General features: G+C 72.0%; 18 protein-coding genes and 1 pseudogene. 13 read left to right on the top strand and 6 right to left on the bottom strand.

Annotation, left to right across the window (positions count from 1 at the left end; all coding sequences use genetic code 11):
- Positions 1-17 precede the first annotated feature (17 nt).
- Both ACFVT5_RS21985 and ACFVT5_RS21980 read right to left on the bottom strand, forming a co-directional pair.
- On the bottom strand, positions 18-1,634 hold the full coding sequence (locus tag ACFVT5_RS21985) for an alpha/beta hydrolase (protein WP_389890336.1): 1,617 nt from the start codon (positions 1,632-1,634) through the stop codon (positions 18-20).
- A 147-nt stretch (positions 1,635-1,781) separates the two neighbouring features.
- Positions 1,782-2,828 carry an Rv2578c family radical SAM protein gene (locus tag ACFVT5_RS21980; RefSeq protein WP_389890333.1) on the bottom strand — a complete coding sequence of 349 codons (1,047 nt, stop codon included), beginning with the start codon at positions 2,826-2,828 and terminating at the stop codon, positions 1,782-1,784.
- A gap of 158 nt (positions 2,829-2,986) precedes the next feature.
- Here ACFVT5_RS21980 and ACFVT5_RS21975 point away from each other — a divergent pair, with 158 nt between their 5' ends.
- The 4 genes from ACFVT5_RS21975 (at position 2,987) to ACFVT5_RS21960 (ending at position 9,659) form a co-directional block, all read left to right on the top strand.
- A complete protein-coding gene (locus ACFVT5_RS21975; RefSeq protein ID WP_389890330.1) occupies positions 2,987-3,430 on the top strand; it encodes an SRPBCC family protein in 444 nt (147 codons plus the stop codon).
- Between the two features lie 218 nt (positions 3,431-3,648).
- Entirely contained in the window at positions 3,649-6,108 is a 2,460-nt protein-coding gene (locus ACFVT5_RS21970) for an MFS transporter (protein WP_389890328.1), read from the top strand.
- A gap of 188 nt (positions 6,109-6,296) precedes the next feature.
- Positions 6,297-8,807, top strand: a complete 2,511-nt coding sequence (locus ACFVT5_RS21965; protein ID WP_389890325.1) for a SpoIIE family protein phosphatase — start codon at positions 6,297-6,299, stop codon at positions 8,805-8,807.
- A 117-nt stretch (positions 8,808-8,924) separates the two neighbouring features.
- On the top strand, positions 8,925-9,659 hold the full coding sequence (locus ACFVT5_RS21960; protein ID WP_389890322.1) for a class I SAM-dependent methyltransferase: 735 nt from the start codon (positions 8,925-8,927) through the stop codon (positions 9,657-9,659).
- A gap of 106 nt (positions 9,660-9,765) precedes the next feature.
- On the opposite strand, the gene ACFVT5_RS21955 is transcribed toward ACFVT5_RS21960, so the two are convergent.
- Complete coding sequence (locus ACFVT5_RS21955) at positions 9,766-10,116, bottom strand: DoxX family protein (RefSeq protein ID WP_389890319.1); 351 nt, start codon at positions 10,114-10,116, stop codon at positions 9,766-9,768.
- A 149-nt stretch (positions 10,117-10,265) separates the two neighbouring features.
- On the opposite strand from ACFVT5_RS21955, the gene ACFVT5_RS21950 reads away from it, so the two are divergent.
- The 9 genes and pseudogenes from ACFVT5_RS21950 to ACFVT5_RS21910 all read left to right on the top strand — a co-directional run bounded on the left by ACFVT5_RS21950 (position 10,266) and on the right by ACFVT5_RS21910 (position 20,301).
- Entirely contained in the window at positions 10,266-11,099 is an 834-nt protein-coding gene (locus tag ACFVT5_RS21950; RefSeq protein WP_389890316.1) for a M55 family metallopeptidase, read from the top strand.
- Positions 11,092-12,441 (top strand): M20/M25/M40 family metallo-hydrolase, encoded by a 1,350-nt coding sequence (locus ACFVT5_RS21945; RefSeq protein WP_389890313.1) that lies wholly within the window; start codon positions 11,092-11,094, stop codon positions 12,439-12,441. The genes ACFVT5_RS21950 and ACFVT5_RS21945 overlap by 8 nt, the downstream gene beginning before the upstream one ends.
- Positions 12,442-12,501: 60 nt before the next feature.
- Complete coding sequence (locus tag ACFVT5_RS21940; RefSeq protein ID WP_389890310.1) at positions 12,502-14,475, top strand: LpqB family beta-propeller domain-containing protein; 1,974 nt, start codon at positions 12,502-12,504, stop codon at positions 14,473-14,475.
- Positions 14,476-14,516: 41 nt separating this feature from the next.
- Positions 14,517-15,437: an LD-carboxypeptidase gene (locus ACFVT5_RS21935; RefSeq protein WP_389890737.1), complete on the top strand. Its 921-nt coding sequence runs from the start codon at positions 14,517-14,519 to the stop codon at positions 15,435-15,437.
- Between the two features lie 60 nt (positions 15,438-15,497).
- Positions 15,498-16,244, top strand: a pseudogene (locus ACFVT5_RS21930) (CocE/NonD family hydrolase); the annotation flags it as partial.
- 153 nt (positions 16,245-16,397) lie between these two features.
- Positions 16,398-16,586: a hypothetical protein gene (locus tag ACFVT5_RS21925; protein WP_389890307.1), complete on the top strand. Its 189-nt coding sequence runs from the start codon at positions 16,398-16,400 to the stop codon at positions 16,584-16,586.
- Between the two features lie 86 nt (positions 16,587-16,672).
- Positions 16,673-17,281 carry a GNAT family N-acetyltransferase gene (locus ACFVT5_RS21920; RefSeq protein WP_389890304.1) on the top strand — a complete coding sequence of 203 codons (609 nt, stop codon included), beginning with the start codon at positions 16,673-16,675 and terminating at the stop codon, positions 17,279-17,281.
- Positions 17,282-17,326: 45 nt separating this feature from the next.
- Entirely contained in the window at positions 17,327-18,223 is an 897-nt protein-coding gene (locus ACFVT5_RS21915; RefSeq protein ID WP_389890301.1) for an arginase family protein, read from the top strand.
- 98 nt (positions 18,224-18,321) lie between these two features.
- A complete protein-coding gene (locus ACFVT5_RS21910) occupies positions 18,322-20,301 on the top strand; it encodes a DUF5107 domain-containing protein (protein ID WP_389890298.1) in 1,980 nt (659 codons plus the stop codon).
- A gap of 303 nt (positions 20,302-20,604) precedes the next feature.
- Here the strand turns inward: ACFVT5_RS21910 and ACFVT5_RS21905 are convergent, their stop codons facing one another.
- From ACFVT5_RS21905 to ACFVT5_RS21895, 3 genes are all read right to left on the bottom strand, one after another.
- Positions 20,605-20,958 (bottom strand): VOC family protein, encoded by a 354-nt coding sequence (locus ACFVT5_RS21905; RefSeq protein ID WP_389890295.1) that lies wholly within the window; start codon positions 20,956-20,958, stop codon positions 20,605-20,607.
- Between the two features lie 33 nt (positions 20,959-20,991).
- The gene (locus tag ACFVT5_RS21900) at positions 20,992-21,801 is read right to left on the bottom strand and encodes a class I SAM-dependent methyltransferase (protein WP_389890292.1); all 810 of its coding nucleotides are present in this window, start codon (positions 21,799-21,801) and stop codon (positions 20,992-20,994) included.
- Between the two features lie 126 nt (positions 21,802-21,927).
- Entirely contained in the window at positions 21,928-23,550 is a 1,623-nt protein-coding gene (locus tag ACFVT5_RS21895; RefSeq protein ID WP_389890289.1) for a bifunctional phosphatase PAP2/diacylglycerol kinase family protein, read from the bottom strand.
- Positions 23,551-23,661: the final 111 nt, after the last annotated feature.

Raw genomic sequence — 23,661 nt, 5'->3', positions numbered from 1 at the left:
CACCTCCCCTGAACCCGTCAGCCCCGGAAGCCCAGCAGGCCGTGCAGGGCCGCGCCACGGGACGTGGCGTCGGTCTTCGCCTTGAGGGGCTTCGGGTCCGGCTGCTTCTCGCAGACCGCGTCGACCTCGCCGCCGTCGCCGCGCGGCACCTTGCCGGTGGCCAGATACGCCGTCAGATGGCGGTCCAGACACTTGTTGCCGCTCAGTGTGATGCCGTGGTTCCCGCCGCCCTGCTCAACGACCAGGCTCGACCCGTACAGCTTGCCGTGCAGGGTGACCCCGCCCTCGTACGGCGTGGCCCCGTCGTCGGTCGCCTGGAACAGCAGCACCGGCGGCAGCTTGCGGTTGGTCACGCTCGGTGGAACCAGCCGCTCCGTCGGCCAGAAGGCACAGGGCGCGTTGTACCAGGCGTTGTTCCAGGTGGAGAACGGCGCCTTCTCGCTGACCTTCCGGTTGTCGTGCCGCCACTTGTTCCAGTCGCGCGGCCACCACGCGTCACGGCACTGCACGGCCATGTAGACGCTGTAGCCGTTGTCGCCGGCGCGGTCGACGGCACCGAAGTTCTCGTAGGCGTCGACCAGGGCGTCCGCGCCTTTGCCGCCGGGGTCCTTCGCGTACGCGGCGAACGCCTGGGCCAGAGAGGGCCAGTAGCCGTTGTAGTACCCGCCGGGCAGGAAGGTGTCCTCCAGCTCACCGCCGCCGACCTTGCCGCGGGCCGGCTTCCGGGTTACCGCGTCCCGCATGGCGTACCACTTGGCCTCGACCTTCGCCGGGTCCGTGCCGAGCTTGTACGTCGCGTCGTGCCGGGCCACCCACGCCAGGAACGCCTGGTGACGGGCATTGAAGGCGTAGTTCTGCTGGAGGTTGTCGTCGTACCAGACCCCGGTCGGGTCCACGATCGAGTCCAGGACCATGCGCCGCACCCGGTCCGGGTACAGCTTCCCGTACACGGCCCCGAGATAGGTGCCGTACGAGTAGCCGAAGTAGTTGATCGTGCGGGCGCCGAGTGCCGCGCGGATCGCGTCCATGTCACGGACGGCGCTCACCGTGCCGAGGTGCGGGAGCAGGTCCGCGTACTTCTTGCCGCAGGCCCGCGCGAACGCCTCCGCGCGGTCCAGGTTGGCCTGCTCGATCGCCTGGGTGGTGGGCACGCTCGGCGGGCGTACGGGGTCGAACTGGCCGGGCCGGCAGTCGATCGCGGGCGTGCTCCTGCCGACGCCGCGCGGGTCGAAGCCGATCACGTCGTACTGGGACGCGACGGACTTCGGCAGCGCCCCCGCCACGTATCCGGCCATGCTGAGCCCGCTGCCGCCGGGGCCGCCCGGGTTGACCAGGAGCGGGCCCTGATACGTCTTCGCGGTGTGCGGGACACGGGAGAGCGCGAGGGAGATCTGCCGCCCGCGCGGACGCGCGTGGTCCAGGGGCACCTTGATCGAGGCGCACTGGAGGGTCGGATATTTCGTGGTGCCGCACTTCTTCCACGCCGGTGCCGAAGCCGATGCCGCCGATGCCGGTGACGGGGACGGTGCGGAACGTGCGGGTGCGGCATGGGCGCTCGCGGTCTGCGGAAGCGCCGTGATCATCCCGGCCACCGCGGCGGCGGCGCCGCACAGTGCGGCTGCGCGTTTCTTCATAGGGCCTCCCAGGGCGGAGGGTTCGGGGCCGTGGGCCCACGACCCCCGCCGCATCGTCCCGGAAAGCCCGCGCGGAAGGACGTGTCTGGCGCGGGTGTCGACCCGATCGGACCAGTCCGGGTGAGTCGACCGAGCCCGTGGCGTGGGTCAGAGGAGGCTCAGCTGCGTGGGCCCGGGGCCGGGCGTGGGCTCCGGCTCCCGCTCCGGCAGGGTGATCCGCCGGGCCGCTCCCGCGCGCGAGGGCCCGATCCCGAACTCCTCGGCCAGCTCGTGCACCTGACGGGTGATCCGGCGCTGATACCAGCGGGGCGCGTAGGCACCCTCCGCGTACAGCCGCTCGTACCGCCCCACGAGATACGGGTGGTGCTGCCCGAGCCAGGTCATGAACCACTCGCGGGCGCCGGGCCGCAGATGCAGCACCAGCGGTGTCACGGAGGTCGCCCCGGCCGCCGCGATCGACCGGACCGTGGCGCGCAACTGGTCGGGATGGTCGCCGAGGAAGGGGATCACGGGCGCCATCAGGACCCCGCAGCCGATGCCGTGTTCGCCCAGCGTCCGTACGACGTCCAGGCGCCGCTCGGGCGAGGGGGTGCCCGGTTCGACCGTGCGCCACAGCGCGGGATCCGTGAAGCCGACGGAGACCGAGATCCCGACGTCGGTGACCGCGGCTGCCTGCCGGAGCAGATCGAGATCGCGCAGGATCAGTGTGCCCTTGGTGAGGATCGAGAACGGGTTCGCGTGGTCGCGCAGCGCCGTGATGATGCCCGGCATCAACCGGTAACGTCCTTCGGCCCGCTGATAACAGTCGACGTTCGTCCCCATCGCTATGTGCTCGCCCTGCCAGCGGCGTGAGCCGAGCTGGCGGCGCAGCAGGTCGGGCGCGTTCACCTTGACCACGATCTGGGTGTCGAAGCCGACCCCGGTGTCCAGGTCCAGATAGCCGTGCGTCTTGCGGGCGAAGCAGTACACGCACGCGTGCGTGCAGCCCCGGTACGGATTGACGGTCCACTCGAAGGGCATACGGGAGGCGCCCGGCACCCGGTTCAGGATCGAGCGGGCCCGCACCTCGTGGAAGGTGATCCCGCGGAACTCTGGGCTGTCGAACGTACGGGTGGTCACCGCGTCCGCGCCGAACAGCGCGGGGTCCCGGTCCCGGTGTCCCGCGGGCCGGTCCGTGAGGTTCTCCCAGCGCATGGCGCCTCCCTGGTAGCACTGACCACAGAATAGAACACATGTTCCCTTGATCGTGCGACCCCATGGCCGGACCCCGATTTGGGAGGCTGTACACCGGGGTGGTTGGCTGGAGCAGCCCATGACGGGACCCCGACGGATCAAGCCCTGGAGGAAGTGCAATGGCGCAGGTCGAGGCCACCACGGAACGGATCATCGCGGCGCGGCCCGAGGATGTGTTCGACGCTCTGGCCGACTACAGCGGCGCGCGCGCGAAAGTCCTCAGCGAGCACTTCAGCGAGTACGAGGTGCGCGAGGGTGGCGACGGCGAGGGCACCCTCGTCCACTGGAAGCTCCAGGCCACCAGTAAGCGGGTCCGTGACTGTCTCCTTGAGGTGACCGAGCCCACCGACGGCGAACTCGTCGAGACCGACCGCAACTCCTCGATGGTCACCACCTGGCGGGTCACCCCGGCCGGTGAGGGCAAGGCCCGCGTCGTGGTCAACTCCGTCTGGAACGGGGCCGGGGGCATCGGCGGCTTCTTCGAGAGGACCTTCGCGCCCAAGGGCCTCGCCCGTATCTACGACGACGTGCTCGCCCGGCTCGCCGCCGAGACGGAGAAGTGACCCGCAAGGACCTGACCGGTACGGAGAAGTGACCCCGGAGGGTCACGATCATCCTCACCGGTTCGAGTGGTTCTCCGAACCGCTCCGTTGTACGCCGTAGGGCTCCCACCGGCGGGTTCATCCGCCGGGCCCCGCTCAGGGGCGACTCGTCGCGCTTGCTCGCAGTTGTCGCGTAATGCGAGAAATGTGCGGCGCAGGCGCGACGAGGGGAGCAGCAGGTGGGCGGGACGACGCTGGTGAAGGACGCCGGGCCGGGCATGGGGCCGGCCGGGACACAGGTCCGGGTACCCCTCGGGCAGCCGGGTGACACCCCGTCCGGCCCACCCTCCGGCACCCCACCGGGTCGGCCGCCGACCACGGCGGCCGACCCGACGCTCGGGCTCAGCCCCCGCCGGGTCCGCATGGTCTTCATCGGCCTGTTGCTCGCCCTGTTGCTCGCCGCGCTCGACCAGATGATCGTCGCCACGGCACTGCCCAAGATCGTCGGTGAACTCCACGGCCTGGACAAGATGTCCTGGGCGATCACCTCGTACCTGCTCACCTCCACCGTCGGCCTGCCGATCTACGGCAAGCTCGGTGACCTGGTCGGGCGCAAGAGCGTCTTCCTGTTCGCCATCGCCGTGTTCGTCGTCGGCTCGGCGCTCTGCGGCTGGTCCCGCACCATGGACGAGCTGATCGCCTTCCGCGCGATCCAGGGCATCGGCGCCGGCGGCCTCATGATCGGCGTGCAGGCGATCATCGCGGACATCGTGCCGCCCCGCGAACGAGGCCGCTACATGGGCCTCATCGGCGCCGCCTTCGGGCTCGCCTCGGTCGCCGGACCCCTCCTCGGCGGCTTCTTCACCGACCACGCGACCTGGCGCTGGTGCTTCTACATCAACGTGCCCTTCGGGCTGGTCACGTTCGTCGTCGTCATGGCTGTCCTCAAACTCCCCAAACCCGCGACGCGCGGTCGACTCGACGTCCTGGGCGCCCTGTTGCTCGCCGCCGCGTCCACCTGCCTGGTGCTGCTGACCAGTTGGGGCGGCACCGAGTACGCCTGGGGCTCCCGCGTCATCCTCGGCCTGGCCGCCGGTGCCGTCCTCGCCTCCGTGCTGTTCCTCGTCGCCGAACGCTTCGCCTCCGAACCGCTCATCCCGCTCAGGCTGTTCCGCGACCCGGTCTTCAACATCACCGGACTCGTCGGCATGGTCATCGGCGTCGCCCTCTTCGGCGCCGCCAGCTATCTGCCGACCTTCCTCCAGATGGTCGACGGCGCCAGCGCCACCGAGTCCGGGCTGCTGATGCTCCCGATGATGGGCGGCATCGTCGGCGCCTCCGTGATCTCGGGCCAGCTCATCAGCCGCACCGGACGCTACCGGGCGTACCCGATCGTCGGCGGCGTGGTCTCCGTCGCCGGGATGTGGCTGCTGTCCCGGCTCGAAACCGACACGCCCCGGCTGCACTACAGCATCTGGATGGCCGTACTCGGCGCCGGAATCGGCCTGGTCATGCCCGTCCTCGTGCTCGCCGTGCAGAACGCCGTACGCCCCGCCGACCTCGGCACCGCCACCAGCGCGCACAACTACTTCCGGCAGATCGGCGGCAGCGTCGGCGCCGCGATCTTCGGCACCCTCTTCGCCAACCGGCTCGCCGACGCGCTCGCCGACCGGCTGCCCGCCGGGGCCGACCTGCCCGACCCCGAGTCCATCACCCCGCAGGTCGTCCGCGCCCTGCCCGCCGCGCTGCGCGACGGCTACATCCGGGCCTACGCCGACGCCATGCCCCGGATCTTCCTCTACCTCGTGCCGGTGCTCGTCCTCGGCCTGCTGATCGCCTTCTTCCTCAAGGAGACCCCCCTGTTGTCCAGTGCCGCGTCCCAGAACGCCCCCGAAGCCGAGGCCGGTTCGTCGATTCCGGCCGCCCGCACCTCGTACGCCGCCGGGGTGCCCGTCTGCGGTTCGGTGCAGCACTCCGACGGCACCGCCGTACCGCGCGCCGCGCTCACCCTCATCGACATCTCCGGACGGCAGATCGGGCGCGGCGCCAGCGGCGGTGACGGGCGGTACGCGCTGTCCACACCGGGCGCCGGATCGTACGTCCTGATCGCGGCGGCCGGCGGACACCAGCCGCAGGCCGTCTCCGTCACCGTCGGGGAACGGCCCGTCGAACTCGACGTCGTACTTGGCGGCGCCGGGCGTCTCGCGGGCACCGTCGTCACCGCCGACGGCTCGCCCGTACGCGACGCCACCGTGACGCTCACCAATGTGCACGGCGAGGTCGTCGCCAGTACCCGCAGCGGACGTGAAGGCGGCTATGTCATCACGGAGTTGGTGGCCGGTGAGTACACCCTCGCCGGGAGCGCGCCAGCGTTCCGCCCCGCCGCGCTCCCGGTGAGCGTCCAGGCGTCGCGGGAGACCCGCCAGGACGTCGAACTCGCGGGCGGCGCCGTACTGCGCGGCACCGTCAGGGCCGGCGGCGGACGGCCGGTCGAGGACGCGCGGGTCACGCTTCTCGACGCCGCCGGCAATGTCGTGGACACCCTGACAACGGGCCCCGACGGGACGTTCCGGTTCATCGACCTGTCGTCCGGCGAGTACACGGTGATCGCCGCGGGCTATCCGCCGGTGGCCACCGTGCTCCAGGTCGCGGGCGGCGGCCGTACGGAACGGGACCTCCAACTCGGCCACGAGGACTGACGCGAGGACAGACGCGAGTCGCGAGTACTGACGGGAGTACTGGCGCGAAGACCGGCGCTTTCCCGGACCCCGCGCGGGGTCGCTCAACGGCGCGAATTCGCCGGATGTCGCACACCGCTACCCTCGGCGGACGTACCGTGGTGGCGGCGGCAGATCTTGTGATGCCGCCCCGGGAAGGAGCCTTGGCCATGGCACGTGGCACGGGATCGGCGCCACCCGTCGGCCACGGGGCCGAGGGGGAGCCGCCGGCGCACACCGCCGTCGGCCGGGTGCCGCTGGCCGTGATCGTCATCGACGGCGAAGGGCTCGTCTCCCACTGGAGCACCGGCGCACGCCGTCTGTTCGGCGCCACCAAGGACGACGCCGTCGGACGGCCCGCCGCCGACCTCCTGCCCGTGTCCGGCGCGCTCCCCGACGACGGGGACGCCGGTTCCTACGACGCGTTCGCCGCGTACGACGGACTGGGCCCCGATCTGGAGACCTCGCTCCACGGCCGCACCTCGTACCCCGCCGCGGGCCGCGCCCGGCTCGCGGAGCACCTATCCGACGCGGCGCACGGACCGCGGATCGACGTCCTGTGGTGGGCCTATCCCCTCGTCGGACCCGGTCCCGAGCGGCTGCTGGTGCTGGCCGCGGACGCCACCCGGCTGCGCGCCGACGCGGGAGTGCCGGACCCGGCGGACGACGACGCCGATGCCGACGCCGTGGAGCGGATAGCGCCCGCCTTCGCGCTGCACACCGACTTCCCCGGTGCTGACGAACTCGCCCGGGGGCTGCCCGAGATCCTGCCGAGTATGAGTGTCGGCGAGAGCGCCCGTATCGTCGCGCAGGTCCTCGAACTCGGCTATCCCGTCCTGGAGTTCAGCCAGCACGACCGGGTGCCCGTGACCCCCGACTGGGGCATCGCCCGGCGCGCGGAGCGCAAGGCGCGCAAGGAGCGCGCCGCACGCGCCGCGGCGGCCGGGAGCCCGCCGCCGAGGGAGACCGCGTCCGACGGCGACGACGGCGAGGACCTGGAGTACGCCGCCGTTCGGGAGCGCCTCGAATTCCTCAACGAGGTGAGCGGGCGCATCGGTTCGTCCCTCGACCTGTCCCGGACCATCGTCGAGGTGAGCCGCGCGGTGGTGCCCCGGTTCACGGACGTCGCCGGTACCTATCTGCGGGAACAGGTCGTCGCCGGTGAGGGGTTCCCGGACGGGCCGCCCGACGCGACCACCATGTGGCACCGGGTCGCCATCGAGCACACCGACGAACCGGGCCGCTGGGACGATGTCGTACCGGTCGGGGAATCCATGCCGTTCCCCGTGCACACCCCGTTCTTCCAGTGCATGACCACCGGGGAGCCCGTCCTCGTGCCGCGCATCACCGAGGAGATGGGCAACGCCATCGCCTCGCAGTTCGAGAAACGCGACATCAGACCGCTCATCAACCACCGTTCGATGCTGGTGGTGCCCCTCAAGGCGCGCAATGTGGTCCTCGGCTTCATGATCCTGTTACGCCACCGGGAACGGCCCGTCTTCAACGACATGGACCGCGTCACCGGCGCCGAACTCGCCGCCCGCGCGGGCCTCGTCCTCGACAACGCGCGCATGTACACCTACCAGGAGAGCGTCGCCGAGACCCTCCAGGACAGCATGCTCCCGCACATCGAACCCCGGATGGCCGGCTGCGACATCGCCACCCGCTATCTGCCGGGCACCCTGCTCGGACGGGTCGGCGGAGACTGGTTCGACTCGGTGAAACTCCCCGGGTCCCGCTCCGCACTCGTCGTCGGCGACGTCATGGGGCACGGACTCAACTCGGCGGCGATGATGGGGCAGTTGCGGACCGCCGTACAGACCATGGCGGCGCTCGACCTGCCGCCCGTACAACTGCTCCGCAATCTCGACGACCTCGCCCAGCGCCTCGGCGAGCACTACCTCGCGACCTGTCTGTACGCGGTGTACGACCCGATCGGCGGCGAACTGGAGATCGCCAACGCCGGGCACATCCCGCCCGTCCTGGTCCGCGCCGACGACGGCCGCAGCGAACTCCTCGACCTGCCCACCGGGGCGCCCATCGGTGTCGGCGGTGTGCCCTTCGAGACGGTACGGGTGCCGGTCGGGCCCGGTGACCGGCTGGTCATGTGCACCGACGGGCTGGTCGAGATGCGGGGGCAGGACATCGGCGTCGGCCTCGCCACGCTCTGTGAGTCCGCCGCGCATCCGGCGGCGTCCATGGACGACGCCTGCGACACCATCATCCGCGCGCTCGGACGGCGCGGCGGACGCAAGGACGACGTCGCCCTGCTGATGGCCCGGCTCAATGGCATCGCTGCCGACGACGTGGCCCTCCGAAGGTTCGCCGCCGACCCCGTCGAGGTGCGGGCCGCACGGGAGTTCGTCGCCGAACAACTCACCGCGTGGGGACTCGGAACGCTGATCGACCCCGCCCGGCTGATGGCCGACGAACTCGTCACCAACGCCGTACAGCACGCACGCGGGCGGCACATCGAACTCCGCCTGGTCCGCAGCGGCACCACCCTCACCTGCGAGGTCGTGGACGACGACCACACCCTGCCCACACTGATGAGCGCAGGGCCCGGTGACGAGTTCGGGCGGGGGCTGCGCGTCGTGACCGGGCTCGCCAAGGAGTGGGGCACCAGCAGGGCCGGCACCGGTAAGACCGTGTGGTTCGAACTCGCCCTGCCCAGACGGTAGTTGCGCGGTGAACGTATGCGGCGGCCCGCTTGTCGGCGGACCCCGGGAGCGGTAGACCGATCAGGTCGCCCGCTCGGGCGGCGGAAGATCGCACCTGTCGTACCTGGGGAGCTGGGCATGAGCGTGACGAGTCGGTACCGGGCGACCTGGGAAGGGTTCTGGAGCGAGGCTCCGGGGGAGCAGGGCGGGGTGTTCTGGGACGCGGGAGCCGAGGTGACCGCGGGTGTCCATCTCGGCCTCTTCGAACCCCGACTCGTGGCGCCGGGGCTGCCGTTGGTGGACCTCGGTTGCGGGAACGGCACACAGACGCGGTATCTCGCCGGACGGTTCTCCCGGGTCGTCGGCGTCGACCTGTCCGCCGCTGCCCTGGAACACGCGCGGCGGGCCGACCCTTCCGGCAGTGCGGAGTTCCGTGAGCTGGACGCGGCCGAGAAGGCCGAGACACAGCAGCTCCACGCCGAGGTGGGCGACGCCAACGTCTATATGCGGGGCGTGCTCCATCAGTGCGAGCCGGACGACCGGCAGCCGCTCGTGGAGGGTGTGGCGACCCTGCTCGGGGAGCGGGGGCGCGCGTTCCTCGTCGAGCTGTCCGAGGCGGCGGGACCGGTGATGCGCGGGCTGGCGCAGCAGCCCGGGGGGCCGCCGGTCAAGCTCGCGTCGGTGTTCCGGCACGGGATCGCCCCCGGCGAGGTCGCCGACGACGCCGTCACCGACTATGTGCGAGGTGCCGGACTCGACATCCTCGCGGAGGGTGCGCTGCCGTTGATCACGACGGAACACCATCCCGACGGGTCCGCCGTCGAAATCCCCTCACGGTGGCTGGTGGTGGGGCGACCCGTACCGGGGAGCTGAGCGGATCTCCGGTACCGCATCTCTTGGGGGATCCGGCCATTTTCCGCGCACTGGTACGGGGACTCCTTCTGAGGCGTCCTGGGCGTCCCCGTACCGGCGTGGGTCGTCAGGCCGAGGCGATGCCCAGGACCAAGGCAGCCGCGCCCACCAGGAGGAGGACCGTGGGAGTGGGGACGCCCTTGACGTCCTTGCCGCGGATGTGGGTCACGACGGCGCCGATGAAATAGAGCACGACACCGATGGCCGCCGCGATGCCCAGCGGCCGGAAGAAGATGCCGATCAACAGCCCCAGAGCGCCCGCGAATTCGAGCGCGGCAAGGCGCGGCAGCCAACTGTCGGGCACACCGATCGACCTCATGCCCGTCACGATCTTCTCGTCCTTGACGAGCTTCCCCCGACCCGACGCGACCAGCACCAGCGCCAGCAGAACACCGACCACCACATAAGCGACGAACATAACTCTCCCAAAGGTGTCGCACACTTTTTGTGAGTAGCTTACTTCTTTTTCGTTCTCCTCACACCCGTCACTTGTGCCGCAGGTCTGAACCACTGAACCTTTCGGAGGGTTCTGGTCCGGCCCCCCGCCGGCGCGTAACGTGGCGCGGCATGAAGATCCTTCTCAGCGCCGACATGGAGGGCGCCACGGGCGTGACCTGGCCCGCCGACGTACTGCCGGGCACCCCGCAGTGGGAGCGGTGCCGTGCGATGTTCACCTCCGACGTGAACGCCGCCGTGCTCGGCTTCTTCGACGGCGGCGCCGACGAGGTCCTCATCAACGAGGCCCACTGGACCATGCGGAACCTGCTCCTGGAACGCCTCGACGAGCGGGCCTCGATGCTGACCGGACGGCACAAGTCGCTGTCGATGGTCGAGGGTGTGCAGCACGGCGACGTCGACGGCATCGCCTTCATCGGCTACCACACCGGCGCCGGCATGGAGGGCGTCCTCGCCCACACGTATCTCGCGAACTCCATCACCGGTGTCTGGGTCAACGGCGAACGCGCCAGCGAGGGACTGCTCAACGCGCGCGTGGTCGCCGAGTACGGCGTCCCGGTCGTGCTCGTCACCGGCGACGACCTGACCTGCGAGGACGCACTCGGCTACGCGCCCGGCGCGCTGAAGGTCGCGGTCAAGGACCATGTGTCCCGGTACGCGGCCGTGTGCCGTACACCGGCGCGTACCGCGTCGGACATCCGCGCGGCGGCCAAGGAGGCGGCGTCGCTCGCGGTACGGCACAGTCCCGTCCGGGCGGGGCCGTTCACCGTGGAGTTGGAGTTCGACGCGGAACACCTCGCGATGGCCGCGACCGTCGTCCCCGGAGTGGCCCGTGGCGGCGAGCGCAGGGTCGCGTACACCAGCGACACCATGTACGAGGGCATCCGCACCTTCAAGGCGGTCACGACGATCGTCTCGGCCGCGGTGGAGGAGCAGTATGGCTGAGCAGAGCAGCACCACGGGGCAGAACGGGGTCGATCAGCAGGCGCTCGACGAGGTCGTCCGGTTCACCTCCGACCTCATCCGGATCGACACCACCAACCGGGGCGGCGGCGACTGCGAGGAGCGGCCGGCCGCCGAGTACGCCGCCGAACTCCTCGCGGACGCGGGCCTGGAGCCCACCCTTCTCGAACGCAGCCCCGGCCGCACCAACGTCGTCGCCCGCTTCGAGGGCACCGACCCGTCGGCCGGCGCGCTGCTGCTCCACGGCCATCTCGACGTGGTGCCCGCACAGGCCGACGACTGGGCCGTGCACCCCTTCTCCGGGGAGATCCGCGACGGCGTGGTCTGGGGCCGGGGCGCCGTCGACATGAAGAACATGGACGCCATGATCCTGGCGACCGTACGTCACTGGGTGCGCGCCGGGATCCGGCCCCGGCGCGATGTGGTGATCGCGTTCACCGCCGACGAGGAGGCCAGCGCCGAGGACGGCTCCGGGTTCCTCGCCGACCGCCACGCACCGTTCTTCGAGGGCTGCACCGAGGGCGTCAGCGAGTCCGGTGCCTTCACCTTCCACGACGGACGCGGCACCGAGATCTACCCGATCGCCGCCGGTGAGCGCGGCACCGCCTGGCTGAAACTCACCGCGCACGGCCGCGCGGGGCACGGCTCCAAGGTGAACCACGAGAACGCCGTCACCCGTCTCGCCTCCGCCGTCGCGCGTATCGGCGCCCACCAGTGGCCGGTCCGTCTCACCCCGACGGTCAGGGCCTCGCTCGCCGCGCTCGCCGACGTCTACGACATCGAGACCGACCCGGACGACCCCGACTTCGACGTGGACGACCTGCTCAAACGGCTGGGCCCGGCCGCAGCCCTCGTCGAACCGACCGTACGCAACAGCTCCAACCCGACCATGCTCGGCGCCGGCTACAAGGTCAACGTGATTCCCGGCGAGGCGACCGCGATGGTGGACGGGCGCTGTCTGCCCGGCGGCGAGGACGAGTTCCGCGACACGCTCGACCGGCTCACCGGACCCGACGTGGACTGGGAGTTCCACCACCGCGAGGTCGCCCTCGAAGCACCGGTCGACTCGGTGACGTTCGCCCGGATGCGCGCCGCAGTCGAGGAGTTCGCGCCCGAGGGCCGGGTGGTGCCGTTCACCATGTCGGGCGGCACCGACGCCAAGCAGTTCTCCCGCCTCGGCATCACCGGCTACGGCTTCACCCCCCTCAAGCTCCCCTACGGCTACGACTACGCCGCGATGTTCCACGGCGTGGACGAACGGGTCCCGGTCGAGGCCCTGCACTTCGGGGTCCGCGTCCTCGACCGCTTCCTGCGCACGGCATAGAGCACCGCATAGAGCACGGCCCGGAGCACGGCCCAGAACGGCATGGAGGAGACACCGACGATGCCCCTGCCCCACGGAACCTGGCCCTCACCGATCGGCGCCGCCCTGGCCGCCGCCCACGACGGGCACCCCGAGTACGTCGGCTTCGTCGGCGACGAGGCATGGTGGACCGCGCCCCGGCCCACCGAGTCAGGCCGCCGCGCCCTGGTGCGACGGCGCCCCGACGGCACCGAGGAGTCGGTACTTCCGCCGCCGTGGAACGTCCGCAGCCGCGTCATCGAGTACGGCGGGCGCCCCTGGGCCGGCGCCCGCCGCCCCGAGGGCCCGCTGCTGGTCTTCGTCCACTTCACCGACCAGCGCCTGTACGCGTACGAGCCGGACGCACCCGGCGCCGAACCGTACCCGCTGACCCCGCTGTCGACCGTCGGTGGCGGGCTGCGCTGGGTCGACCCCGATGTGCACCTCGACCGGGGCGAAGTGTGGTGCGTCCTGGAGGAGTTCACCGGCGCGGGACCCACCGACGTGCGCCGGGTGGTCGCCGCCGTACCGCTGGACGGCTCGGCGGCCGACGACCGCAAGGCGGTACGCGAACTGACGCCCGAGCGGCACCGCTTCGTCACCGGACCCCGCCTGTCCCCGGACGGCACCCGCGCGGCCTGGCTCGCCTGGGACCACCCCCGGATGCCGTGGGACGGTACGGAGGTCCTGTGCGCCGACGTCACCGCCGACGGCACCTTCGGCCGGCCGGTCGTGGTCGCGGGCGGCCCCACCGAGTCCGTCGCGCAGGCCGAATGGGCGCCGGACGGACGGCTGCTGTTCGCGAGCGACCGCACCGGCTGGTGGAACCTGTACCGCGCCGACCCCGATGGCGGCGCCAGCGCGCTGTGCCCGCGCGAGGAGGAGTTCGGCGGCCCGCTGTGGAAGATCGGCCAGAACTGGTTCGCACCGCTCGACAACGGCACGGTCGCCGTCCTGCACGGCCGTGGCGCCGCCGTCCTCGGCATCCTCGACCCCGCCACCGGCGAGATCGTGGACACCCCGGGACCCTGGACGGAATGGGCGTCAGCGGTCGGCGCGCACGGCAGCCGTGTGGTCGGAATCGCCGCCGGGCCGTACCGCTCGGCCGAGGTGGTCGAACTCGACACCCGCACCGGCCGCGCCCGCGTGATCGGCGCCGCCCACCACGACGCCGTCGACCCGACCCTCTATCCGCGCCCGGAGATCCGCACCTTCACCGGACCCGGGGGCCGTGACATCCACGCCCATGTGTACCCGCCGCACCACCCCGGCGAGACCGCTCCCGCCGGCACGCCGCCGCCCTTTGTCGTGTGGGTGCACGGCGGACCCACCAGCCGTACTCCGCTCGTACTCGACCTGGAGATCGCGTACTTCACCACACGTGGCATCGGTGTCGCCGAGGTCAACTACGGCGGCTCGACGGGCCATGGCCGCGCCTACCGCGACCGGCTGAAGGAACAGTGGGGCGTGGTCGACGTCGAGGACTGCGCGGCCGTCGCCCTCGCGCTCGCCGATGAGGGCGCCGCCGACCGGTCCCGCCTCGCGATCCGTGGCGGCAGCGCGGGCGGCTGGACGTCGGCGGCGGCGCTCACGAGCACCGATGTGTTCGCGTGCGCCGCGATCAGCTACCCGGTCCTGGACCTGACGGGCTGGGGCAGCGGCGAGACCCACGACTTCGAGTCCCAGTACCTGGAGTCCCTGGTCGGACCGCTCGCCGAGGTCCCGCAGCGGTACGTGGAGCGGTCGCCCGCGACGCACGCGGACCGGGTCACCGCGCCGTTCCTGCTGCTCCAGGGGACCGACGACGTGATCTGCCCGCCCGCCCAGTGCGAACGCTTCCTCGCCCGCATCGCCGGACGCGGCATCCCGCACGCCTACCTCACCTTCGAGGGTGAGGGACACGGATTCCGCCGCGCCGACACGGTGATCCGCGCCCTGGAGGCCGAACTCTCCCTGTACGCCCAGGTGTTCGGCTTCGACCGACCCGATGTCCCGACCCTGGAGCTGGAGCAGTGAACGCACCGGAACCGCCCGTACCGGACTTGCCCGTACCAGAGTTGGCCGCCCTGGAACGGCCCGCCCGGCTGCGGCCCGGCTCCCGCGTCGCCGTCGTCGCGCCCAGCGGACCCGTCCCCGACGACCGGCTCCAGGCCGGACTCGACCTGCTGCGCGGCTGGGACCTCGAACCGGTCGTCGGTGCCCATGTCCTCGACGTACACCCGGAGTTCGGCTACCTCGCGGGCCGCGACGCCGACCGGGCCGCCGACCTCCAGCGGGCCTGGTGCGACCCCACGGTGGACGCCGTCCTGTGCGCACGCGGCGGGTACGGCGCCCAGCGCATGGTCGACCTGCTCGACTGGGACGCGCTGCGGGCCGCGGGGCCCAAGGTGTTCGTCGGGTTCAGCGACATCACCGCCCTGCACGAGGCGTTCGCCACCCGGATGGGCCTCGCCACGCTGCACGGGGCGATGGTCGCGGGCGTCGACTTCCTGAAGAGCGGCCGAGCGCAGACCTCGCTCCGGCACACCTTCTTCGAGCCCGAGACCGTCCGGACCCTGGCGGCCGGACGGCCTTTGGTGGCGGGCCGCGCCACCGGCGTCACCCTCGGCGGCTGCCTCTCGCTGCTCGCCGCGGACCTCGGCACCCCGCACGCCCGGCCATCGGCGCGCGGCGGTCTGCTCTGCCTGGAGGACGTGGAGGAGGAGCCCTACCGGCTCGACCGGTACCTGACCCAACTCCTGCGCGCGGGCTGGCTCGACGGGGTCGCCGGGATCCTCCTCGGCTCCTGGGAGAAGTGCGGCGCCTACGAGGACGTAAGGGCACTCCTCGCCGACCGGCTCGGCGGGCTCGGTGTCCCGGTCGTGGAGCGGTTCGGGTTCGGGCACTGCGAGGGGGCGCTGACGATTCCGTTCGGGGTCCGGGCCGAACTCGACGCGGAGGCAGGGGTGTTGACGCTGACGGAGCCCGCGTTGCGGTAGCGGGACGGTGACCTGGCGGTGGCCGGACACCTTGGGACGCCTTGGGGCACCTTCGCTGGGACCTGTGTGGTCGACGCCGATCTGTACCGGCCGGCCGGCGTCGACCGGCGGCACCCCGCGCCCGCCGTGGTCGCCACCAACGGGTTCGGCGGCAGCAAGTCGGACGGCTCGACGGACGCGATCGGCAAGGCGTTCGCAGCCCGGGGCTATGTCGGACTCGTCTACTCGGGGCTCGGATTCGGCACGTCGGGCTGCCTGATCTCGCTGGACGACCCCGGCGTGGACGGGGCCGCCGCGTCGCGCCTGGTCGACTTCCTCGCCGGCAGTCGCGCCGCCGACGACGGCACCCGCGCCGACTTCGTCACCCTGGACCGCGCCGGCGACCCACGTGTCGGCATGATCGGCGGCTCCTACGGTGGCGCGATCCAACTCGCCACGGCCGCCGTCGACCACCGCGTCGACGCCCTCGTACCGATGATCACCTGGAACGACCTGGCGTACTCGCTCGACCCGAACAACGCGGCCGACAAGCTGGTCCTCTTCGCCAAGCTCTACGACATCGCGCCGGACGGCACCAAAACACTCGTGCACCGGCTGGTGGCCCCCGTGCGGGTACCGGACGTGACCCGCGCGTTCACCGTCGAGCTGCCGGGGATCGTGCACCGGTACGAGAAGGGGCACCGGCTGCGGTTCGTGATCGCGGCCAGTGACGACGCGTACTTCGGCAACAAGGGCGTCAAACCGGTGACGGTCACCAGCGCGCCCGGGGACACCGGTGTGCTGCGGCTGCCGGTGGTCGGCGACTGACACATCGCGACCCTGGGGGACCCTTCACCGTGCGTGAAACCGTACGGGTGTCCATGCTGGTGAGGGGAGGGTCGGTCGCACGGCCGCACTCCGACGGAAGGGTCCCTCATGAGCCCCAAGACCAGCACGAGTGAGAGGCGGAGGAACTCGGCGATGACGCCCGGACGGATCATCGTCCTCGCCCTGGCCGTCCTCGGACTCGTCTTCATCTTCCAGAACACCCAGAGCACCGAGATCCGCATCCTGGTCCCGCTGGTGGTCACACCGCTGTGGCTGGCCCTCCTGGCCACCGGTGTGATCGGGACGCTGTGCGGATACGTCCTGGCCAGGCGGCGGCGCTGAGGATGCCCGGCACGGGCCGGCCGAGGCCCGGCTCCGGTCCATGGCGCCGGGCGTACCCCGACCGGCGCCGGGCTTACCGTGGCCAGATGCCCGACGACGCCTCACCCGCATCCGCGACCCCGCCCGAGCCGTCGCCCGAGCCCCCTATTGCCGAGAGCGCCCGCGTCGGTATCCGCCGGATCCGCCTGGAGGACGGCGACGAGTTCGTCGCGCGGGCGCGCGAGAGCCAGGACCTGCACCGTCCCTGGCTGTTCCCGCCGGTCACGGCCGCCTCCTTCGCGGCCTACGCGGGCCGGCTCATCGACGACCCGACCCGGCACGGCTTCCTCGTCTGCACCCGTGACGACGGCGCCATCGCCGGATTCATCAACATCAACAATGTGGTCGAGGGATCCTTCCTCAGCGCGGCACTCGGCTACGGCGCCTTCGCGCACGCGGCGGGCCGCGGCCTGATGACCGAGGGCCTCACGCTCGTCGTCCGGCACGCCTTCCGGCGCCTGGGGCTGCACCGCCTGGAGATCAACGCCCAGCCCGACAACACCGCGTCCCTCGCCCTCGCCCGCCGCGTGGGTTTCCGCAGGGAGGGCTACTCGCCGGACTTCCTCTTCATCGACGGAGCCTGGCGCGACCACGAGCGATGGGCGATCACCGCGGAGATGACGGCGCCCGGCACGTCAGGGCCACCGCGCGGGTGAGGAACCCCGTTGCCCCGTGCGGGGCCCACCGGTGAGGATGGGCCCATGCGACGCCTCGTGGTCATCGACGCCCCCTCCAACCTGGGCCTTCGCCCGCCCGCGCCCGGTACCGTCCCCGGCTGCTACAAACTCGCCGGAGCCCTGCGCGAACAGCGGATCGTGCGGCGTCTCGGCGCGCACGAGGGCGGTGTCGTCGTGTCGCCGCGCTACGACCGGGGTGACTGGCAGGAGGGCGACGGCGTCTTCAACGCCGCCGCCGTCGCCGCGTACACCGTCAAGCTCGCCGACCGTATCGAGCCCCATGTACGCGCCGGTGACCTCCCCGTCGTCCTCGGCGGTGACTGCTCCATCCAGCTCGGCGCCGCCCTCGCCCTGCGCCGCGTCGGCCGGTACGGGCTCGCCGCGATCGACGGCTCGGCCGACTTCCGGCACCCGGGGAACTCCGACGCGATCGGCGCGGCGGGCGGCGAGGAACTCGCCCTCTCGACCGGCCGGGGGCAGGCCGACCTCACCGACATCGAAGGGCGCCGGCCCTACCTCCGGGACGAGGACGTCCGTCTCTTCGGCATGCGGGACTACGACGAGGACCGTGCCGAACTCGCCGCGCTGAAGATCACCCATGCCACGGTCGGCGAGATCCGTGAGTGGGGCGCCGACGCACTGGCCCGGTCCGTCGTCCAGACCCTGGAGATCGACGCACTCGACGGCTTCTGGGTGCACCTCGACGCCGATGTCCTCGACCCGACCGTGATGCCCGCCGTCGACGCCCCCGACCCCGGCGGTCTGCTGCCCGGCGAACTCACCGCGCTGCTGCGCCCGTTGGTACGGTCCCCGCGCTGCGCGGGCCTCAACATCACCATCTACGACCCCGATCTGGACCCCGACGGCTCGGCGGGCGCCCTCCTCACCGACCTGGTCGTCGCGGCCTTTGCGGAATCCTGACCGGGGGAGCCCCTGGCCAGTACCCCGATGACCCTGTTCCATGGTCATCGGGGGCGTTCCGTACCGTCGGCGCGCCCCGTACGACTGGGGAGGCCACCTTGCCGTCGACCGCCACGACGATCCGACGTGACGTACTGACCCTGCCCGCAGCCGAGTTGGGCCCGCCCAACCCGCTGCCGCCGCTGCGCCCGCTCGACGAGGCGCACCACATCGACGAGCGTGCCCGCGCCGGGCTGCCCCGCGACATGGCCCGGCAGATCGGCTACGAGCCGCTGCGCGGAGTGCTGCCCTTGCGGATCCTCGACGGCTACGGACGCGAGCGCGCCGACACCACCCTGGACACCCTCGTCCTGGAGAACGCCAAGCTCCGCGTCACCGTCCTGCCGGGGCTCGGCGGCCGGATCCACTCGCTGTTCCACAAGCCCACCGGGCGTGAACTCCTGTACCGCAACCCGGTGTTCCAGCCAGCCGACTTCGCGCTCAACGGTGCCTGGTACTCCGGCGGTGTCGAATGGAACATCGGCGCGACCGGGCACACCACCCTGTCCTGCGCGCCCCTGCACGCGGCCCGGGTGCCCGCGCCGGACGGGGGCGAGATGCTGCGCTTGTGGGAGTGGGAACGGCTGCGCGACCTGCCCTTCCAGGTCGACCTGTGGCTCCCCGACGGCTCCGACTTCCTGTACGTCGGTGTCCGCGTCCGCAATCCGCACGAGAAGCCGGCGCCGGTGTACTGGTGGTCCAACATCGCCGTACCCGAGGAGCGCCGGGTCCTGGCGCCCGCCGACGAGGCATGGCACTTCGGCTACGAACGTACTCTGCGGCGGGTGCCCGTACCGGAGTTCGAGGGCGCGGACCGCTCGTATCCGCTGAACGGCGCTTATCCCGCCGACTACTTCTACGAGGTGCCGGACGGACAGCGGCGCTGGATCGCCGCCCTGGACGATACGGGTCACGGGCTCGTGCAGACCTCGACCGATCTGCTGCGCGGCCGGAAGCTGTTCCTCTGGGGCTCGGGCCCCGGCGGGCGCCGCTGGCAGAGCTGGCTGACCGAACCCGGCACCGGTGGGTACGCCGAGATCCAGGCCGGGCTCGCCCGCACCCAGCTGGAACACGTACGCCTCGACGCCGAGAGCGAGTTCGCGTGGCTGGAGGCTTACGGGCCGCTGTCCTGCGCGCCCGCCGCCACGCACGGCGCCGACTGGGCCGCCGCGTGCGCCGAGACCGAGGCGCGGCTCGCGGACGTCCTGCCGCGCGACGCGGTCGACGCGGCGTACGACGCGTGGCGCCCGTACGCCGACACCGAACCCGGCGAGATGCTCGCCCGGGGCTCGGGATGGGGCGCCCTCGAAGTGCTGCGCGCCGAGTACAAACTGCCGGGTACGCCCTTCGACGAGGAGCAACTCGGGCCCGACCAGGAACCGTGGCGCGAACTGCTGCGCTCCGGATCGTTTCCGGTGCCGCGCCGGGTCGGGCCGCCCGGTCCGACGCTGGTCGCACCGCACTGGCGGGACATGCTGGAGACGGCACCCGCCGAACCGCTCGCCGAGTACCACCTCGGCGTGGCCCAGTGGCACGCGGGCGACCGCGCGCAGGCCGTCCGTAGCTGGGAGCGCGCGCTCGAACTGGCGCCTTCGCTCTGGCCGTTGCTGCGGTGCCTCGCCGTCTCCGACATCGAGACCGGCAACCGGGAGCGGGCCGCCGAGCGGTACGCGGACGCCTTCGACGACCTGTGCCAGGAGCGGCGGGACGACGGTGCCGTATGGACGGCCGCGACCGCGGCGCTCGGCCGCGAGGCCATCGCGGCGCTGCTCGCCGTGGGCGCCACCGCACGCGCCCGCGCGGTCTGGGACCGGCTGCACCCCGCCACCCGCGAACGGGGCCGCTTCCGCCTGATCGAGGCCCAACTCCTCCTCACCGAGGGCAACCGCGAAAGCGCCCGCGCCCTCTTCGACACGGGCTTCGAAGTCCCCGACCTACGCGAGGGCGCCAAAACCCTCACAGAAACCTGGTCCCACCTGACCGAAGACCCCCTCCCCCCGCACTACAACTTCACCATGCACCCACCGACGACGGCTTGACGGGGGGATCGGACGGGTTCCGTTTCCCGGCGTAGTAGTGGTGGCGTGCTGCGGTGGTGGGTGGGTGTGCGGGGGTGTTGTTGGCGTGCTGGGCTACTCCCGGGGCCGGGCGGCTTGTGGCGCGTCCGACATGCAACCGCCCCCCTTCCCCCCGCAGCGGCGGCGCACCCAGACGGCGGGAGTCCGGCGGCATCCGCGACGGCGTCAGGGCGAGGTGTTTCTCGCGGGCCGGGCGGAGCCCAGCGGTGGGGGCGATGGGTCCCCCGACCGGGAAGGCCGCCGAGCCTCGGTACCCCAAACCGGTCAGGCCCCCGGTCGTCGGTCCACGTATTCGAAGACCGAGCCGTCCGGGTGCATGGCGATCAGGTTGCGGCCGGCTGGGGTGGGGATGGGGCCTGCCAGGATTCTTGCTCCGGATGAACTCAGGACGTCATGCGCCTCGTCCACATCCCGTACCGCGATCGTCGCGGCGACGCGGCGCAGGACCTCCAACTCCTCCTCGGGACCGCTCATCAGCAGAAAGCAACCGACCGCCGCCACCGAGACACCCCCGCGGTCGAAGCGGAGCGCCGTGCCGCCCGCGAGCCGCTCGTAGAACGGCACCGAGACCTCCAGGTCCTCGACGCAGATACGCAGGGTGGTTCCCAGAATGTCCATACGGGCGAGCGTAGTTGGGGCGGACCGGGCCCGTCATACCCTGCAGAGGATCTCCCCGTGGAGTACGGAGAACCAGCCGTCCTCCTCCGCGCCCCAGCGCCGCCACGCGTCGGACACCGCCCGCAGCCGCCGCTCGTCGGCGTGGCCGCCACGCACCGCACGGTCGGCGTAGGCCGAGGCGAGGGTCCGGTCCGCCCACAGACCGCTCCACCAGGCGCGCTCGTCGGCGGTCGAGAAGCACCAGGTCCCCGCGGTCGCCGTGATGTCCGTGAAGCCGGCCCGCCGTGCCCACGCCTTGAGACGGCGCCCCGCGTCCGGCTCACCCCCGTTCGCCCGGGACACCTTCTCGTACAGGTCGAGCCAGTCGTCCAGACCGGGCGACGCCGGATACCAGGTCATCGCCGCGTAGTCCGCGTCCCGTACCGCGACCAACCCGCCCGGCCTCGTCACCCGCCGCATCTCGCGCAGCGCTCGTACCGGGTCGCCCACGTGCTGGAGGACCTGATGCGCGTGGACCACGCAGAAGCTGTCGTCCGGGTAGTCCAGGTCGTGCACGTCGGCCACGGCGAACTCGACGTTCTTAAGGCCCCGTTCGGCCGCCGTCGCGCGAGCCCGGTCCAGGATGCCGGGTGCGTGGTCGACGCCGGTGACCTGTCCGTCGGGGACCAGTTCGGCGAGGTCGGCGGTGATGGTGCCGGGCCCGCAGCCGATGTCGAGGATCCGCATATGGGGCTTGAGCGAGCCGATGAGATAGGCCGCCGAGTTGGCGGCGGTGCGCCAGGTGTGCGAGCGAAGCACGGACTCGTGGTGGCCGTGCGTGTACACGGCGGTCTCCTTCGGCATGCCGTTTCCCCTTCGCTTCCCCGGTGCACGGGTCACCCGCGGCGCGACACCGCGCGGTCCCTCCACCGTACGCCGCATGTCGCATGCTGAGACCATTCGTCTCGCTATACGAAACACTCGCGGGGCTCAGAGCGTCAGCGGGCGGTACACCGTGAGCGACTCGTGCAGCTTGTCCACGACCAGAGACGGACCGCACGGGGCGACCTCCCCGTCGTACGCGAGCGGTGTCCCCGGCGCGATCCCCTCCACCCGCAGCCGATGACGCCGTACCGCCGCGTGGAACGGCGACCGCGACAGCGGCCCCGCCAGCGCCGCGCCCAGGAGCCGGATGCCCGGCCAGCGGCCACCGTGCACGGCCCGTACATCGAGCAGTCCGTCCGCGAGATCGACCCGTCGCCCGGCCGTCAGACCCATCCGGCTGTACGTGCAGTTGCCGGCGAACAGCATCCACAGCGGCCGGCGCCGCCCGTCCACGACGGCCTCCAGCGGATGGTCCCGGCGCAGCACATGCACCGCCGCCACCACATCCGCGAGCCGCCCGCCGATCCGCGACCAGCGCTCCCGCTCCCGCACCAGCTCCGGATACGCGCCCAGGCTGAAGGTGTTGAGGAAGTACCCCGAGGTCTTCTCGGACCGGAACCTGCCCACGTCCACTGCGACCGCGTCACCCCGTTCGACCGCCCGGACCGTGTCCCGCGGGTCCTCTATCCCCAGGTCGTACGCGAAGTGGTTCAGCGTGCCGCCGGGCAGCACCGCGAGGGGCAGCCCGTGCCGCAGCGCCACACCCGCCGCCGTGTTCAGCGTGCCGTCGCCGCCGCACACCCCGAGGGCGACCGCGCGGGACGCCGCCTTCTCCAGCTCGGCCGCCACCTCCGGACCCGCGCACTCGACGATCTCCGCGTGCGGCAGCGCGTCCCGCACCGGACGCATCCGCTCCGGGGTGCCGGCGGCCGTGTTCACCACCATCACCAGGCCCCGGCCCTCCGGCAGCGCCGGCGCGTCCACGAGCGGCCGGCCGGGCGCCGGCATCTGGTCGCGCGTCGGCACCAGACCCCGTACCGCGAACGCGGCGCCCGCGCCCAGCGCGGCGCCCACCAGGACGTCGCCCGGATAGTGCACACCGGTGTAGATCCGGGAGAACGCCACCGACACGGCGATCGGCGCGACGACCGCGCCCCAGCCCCGTGACTCCAGGGCCACGCCGGTGACGAACGCGGCGGCCGACGCGGCATGCCCCGAAGGGAACGACGTGGTGACCGGCTGCCGCTTCAGCCGCCGCACCACGGGGACCGCGTCCAGTATCGGCCGCGCCCGGCGCACCGACCGCTTCCCCAGCGTGTTGATCGTCGCCGACGCCAGCGCGAGCGACGCCATCCCGCGTACGGCGGCCCGGCGGCCCCGGGGCGTGCGCGTGGCGGCGAGGCCCACGGCGACACCGCCCCACAGCAGCCCGTGGTTCGCGCTCCGGCTCAACCGGGGCAGCACCCGGTCGCCGCCCGGCCAGCGGTGCGTGGCGACCGCATCGAACAGGCCCCGATCCAGTCCGGCGAGCCGGTCCCGTAGTCCGGGCGCGGGAGGTGGCGCGGACGGTGCGAACAGCCGGCCGGACGCGCTGGGCACCCGGCTCAAGAGGTCGCCGGGCACCCGGCCCAGGAAGTCGCCGGGCACCCGGCTCAGGAAACCGCCGAGGCGACCGAGGGCGGCGGCCGGGCGGGGCGGCAGGGCGAAGGTGTCGACGTCAGGACGCATTCGGCACGGGTACCCGCTTCCCGGCGTCCCGACGCGCGGTGCGTCCCTCTGCCGAACCGGGCGCGGTGAAAATCACTTGGACGCGGCCCCGGCACGGCACGGACAATGCGC

Source organism: Streptomyces sp. NPDC058001, assembly GCF_042886315.1.
GTDB lineage: Bacteria > Actinomycetota > Actinomycetes > Streptomycetales > Streptomycetaceae > Streptomyces.
Note: the sequence above shows the minus strand (reverse complement) of the source record. Positions and strands in the feature narration are given on the sequence as shown.

Bases quoted from the DNA above. Each gene is read 5' to 3' on its own strand.
- ACFVT5_RS21985 (WP_389890336.1), bottom strand. From the start codon at position 1,634: ATGAAGAAACGCGCAGCCGCACTGTGCGGCGCCGCCGCCGCGGTGGCC.
- ACFVT5_RS21980 (WP_389890333.1), bottom strand. From the start codon at position 2,828: ATGCGCTGGGAGAACCTCACGGACCGGCCCGCGGGACACCGGGACCGG.
- ACFVT5_RS21975 (WP_389890330.1), top strand. From the start codon at position 2,987: ATGGCGCAGGTCGAGGCCACCACGGAACGGATCATCGCGGCGCGGCCC.
- ACFVT5_RS21965 (WP_389890325.1), top strand. From the start codon at position 6,297: ATGGCACGTGGCACGGGATCGGCGCCACCCGTCGGCCACGGGGCCGAG.
- ACFVT5_RS21960 (WP_389890322.1), top strand. From the start codon at position 8,925: ATGAGCGTGACGAGTCGGTACCGGGCGACCTGGGAAGGGTTCTGGAGC.
- ACFVT5_RS21955 (WP_389890319.1), bottom strand. From the start codon at position 10,116: ATGTTCGTCGCTTATGTGGTGGTCGGTGTTCTGCTGGCGCTGGTGCTG.
- ACFVT5_RS21950 (WP_389890316.1), top strand. From the start codon at position 10,266: ATGAAGATCCTTCTCAGCGCCGACATGGAGGGCGCCACGGGCGTGACC.
- ACFVT5_RS21945 (WP_389890313.1), top strand. From the start codon at position 11,092: ATGGCTGAGCAGAGCAGCACCACGGGGCAGAACGGGGTCGATCAGCAG.
- ACFVT5_RS21940 (WP_389890310.1), top strand. From the start codon at position 12,502: ATGCCCCTGCCCCACGGAACCTGGCCCTCACCGATCGGCGCCGCCCTG.
- ACFVT5_RS21925 (WP_389890307.1), top strand. From the start codon at position 16,398: ATGACGCCCGGACGGATCATCGTCCTCGCCCTGGCCGTCCTCGGACTC.
- ACFVT5_RS21920 (WP_389890304.1), top strand. From the start codon at position 16,673: ATGCCCGACGACGCCTCACCCGCATCCGCGACCCCGCCCGAGCCGTCG.
- ACFVT5_RS21915 (WP_389890301.1), top strand. From the start codon at position 17,327: ATGCGACGCCTCGTGGTCATCGACGCCCCCTCCAACCTGGGCCTTCGC.
- ACFVT5_RS21905 (WP_389890295.1), bottom strand. From the start codon at position 20,958: ATGGACATTCTGGGAACCACCCTGCGTATCTGCGTCGAGGACCTGGAG.
- ACFVT5_RS21900 (WP_389890292.1), bottom strand. From the start codon at position 21,801: ATGCCGAAGGAGACCGCCGTGTACACGCACGGCCACCACGAGTCCGTG.
- ACFVT5_RS21895 (WP_389890289.1), bottom strand. From the start codon at position 23,550: ATGCGTCCTGACGTCGACACCTTCGCCCTGCCGCCCCGCCCGGCCGCC.